This window comes from Sphingopyxis sp. (assembly GCF_035565275.1).
Taxonomy (GTDB): domain Bacteria; phylum Pseudomonadota; class Alphaproteobacteria; order Sphingomonadales; family Sphingomonadaceae; genus Sphingopyxis.
This window is the reverse complement of record NZ_DATMST010000156.1, coordinates 1-1,719: the sequence shown is the minus strand read 5'-3', so window position 1 is coordinate 1,719 and position 1,719 is coordinate 1. Positions and strand designations below refer to the sequence as shown.

2 protein-coding genes are annotated in these 1,719 nt (G+C 68.4%); both read right to left on the bottom strand.

All coding sequences use genetic code 11. The features are described from left to right. Nucleotides 1–1,329, bottom strand: a 1,329-nt coding sequence (locus VN047_RS10855) for a DEAD/DEAH box helicase (protein ID WP_325542552.1), incomplete at its 3' end; no start/stop codon positions are given. Nucleotides 1,330–1,476: 147 nt separating this feature from the next. Further along, nucleotides 1,477–1,719: NAD(P)/FAD-dependent oxidoreductase (locus VN047_RS10850; RefSeq protein WP_325542550.1), on the bottom strand; the 243-nt coding region annotated here is incomplete at its 5' end.

Sequence of the window (1,719 nt, the reverse complement as noted above, 5' to 3'; positions counted from 1 at the left end):
GCGGTCGCCGCGCGCGCGCGGGCCGTTGTCGAGCAGATCCTCGGGCGGCGGCATCAGCGCACGGTGCGAACGGACGAGCGACGCGGCGATATCTTCGGGCGTGCGCTCGGCCATCAGGCGCTGCGCGAGTTCCAGATCCTCGGGCTCATGTTCTTGCGGGGTGAGCAGCTTTTCCATCAGCCGTTCCTGGTCGCGTGCGCGCACGTCGGCGGCGGTCGGTGCGTCCATCCATTCGGCGTTGATGCGGGCGCCGCGCAGCATGCCGTCGACGCGGCGGCGGCGCGGGTAGGGGACGATGATGACCGCGGTGCCCTTTTTGCCCGCACGGCCGGTGCGGCCCGAACGGTGCTGGAGCGCTTCGGCATCGCGCGGGATTTCGACGTGGATGACGAGGCTGAGCGTCGGCAGGTCGATACCGCGCGCGGCGACGTCGGTCGCGACGCAGACCTTGGCGCGTCTGTCACGAAGGGCTTGCAGCGCGGCGTTGCGCTCGTTCTGGCTATGCTCGCCCGACAAGGCGACCGCGGCGAAACCGCGTTCGACGAGGCTGGCGTGGAGGCGGCGGACGTTGTCACGCGTCGCGCAGAACAGCATAGCGGTCTCGGCGTCGTGGAGGCGAAGCAGGTTGACGACCGCACCCTCGATGTCGGCGGGCGCGACGGTCACCGCCTGATAGGCGATGTCGCCATGGCCGCGGTCTTCGCCGACGGTCGAGATGCGCAGCGCGTCCTGCTGGTAACGCTTGGCGAGCTGGACGATCGGCTTGGGGAGCGTCGCCGAGAAGAGCAACGTGCGGCGCGTCGCGGGGGTGCCGTCGAGGATTTCCTCAAGGTCGTCGCGAAAGCCCATGTCGAGCATTTCGTCGGCCTCGTCGAGCACCGCGACGCGCAGCGCGGTAAGGTCGAGCGCGCCGCGTTCGAGGTGGTCGCGCAGACGCCCCGGGGTGCCGACGACGATCTGCACGCCCTGGCCGAGCGCGCGGCGTTCCTTGCTGGCGTCCATGCCGCCGACGCAGGTCGCGATGCGGGCGCCGGCCTTGGCATAGAGCCAGCCGAGTTCGCGGCTGACCTGCAGCGCGAGTTCGCGCGTCGGTGCGACGATGAGCGCGAGCGGCGAGGTGGCGAAGGGCAGGCGCTCGCCCTCGATCAGCTCATCGGCCATGGCGAGGCCGAAGGCGACGGTCTTGCCAGAGCCGGTCTGGGCGGAGACGAGCAGGTCGCGGCCTTTGGCTTCGGCCTCGGTGACCTGCGTCTGAACGGGGGTGAGCGCTTCATAGCCGCGCGCGGTGAGGGCGTCCGCAAGGACGGGCGAGAGATGTTCGAAAGGCATTTTGTTCTTCTTGTCCTGGACGGCAAAGGCGCCGTGGTTTCGTTCTTCGCCGCCCGGGATTCGGCTCGGGTCTATCGCCCGAGTCCGGCAATTGGGTCGTGGATGCTGAAACCGGTTCAGCATGACGAGGAAATATGTGGGTTTTTCCTAAAGGGCCTGACCCGCCGCGTATCCGCTGGCCCAGGCCCATTGAAAATTATAGCCGCCCAGCCACCCGGTGACGTCCACGGCTTCGCCGACCGCATACAGGCCGGGAACGCTTTTGGCCATCATTGTTTGCGACGACAGATTTGCGGTCGAAATTCCCCCGACGGTGACCTCGGCCTTCGCGAAACCCTCGGTGCCGTTGGGGTGGAACGGCCAGCGCTTGAGGCGCGCGCCGGCTTCGGC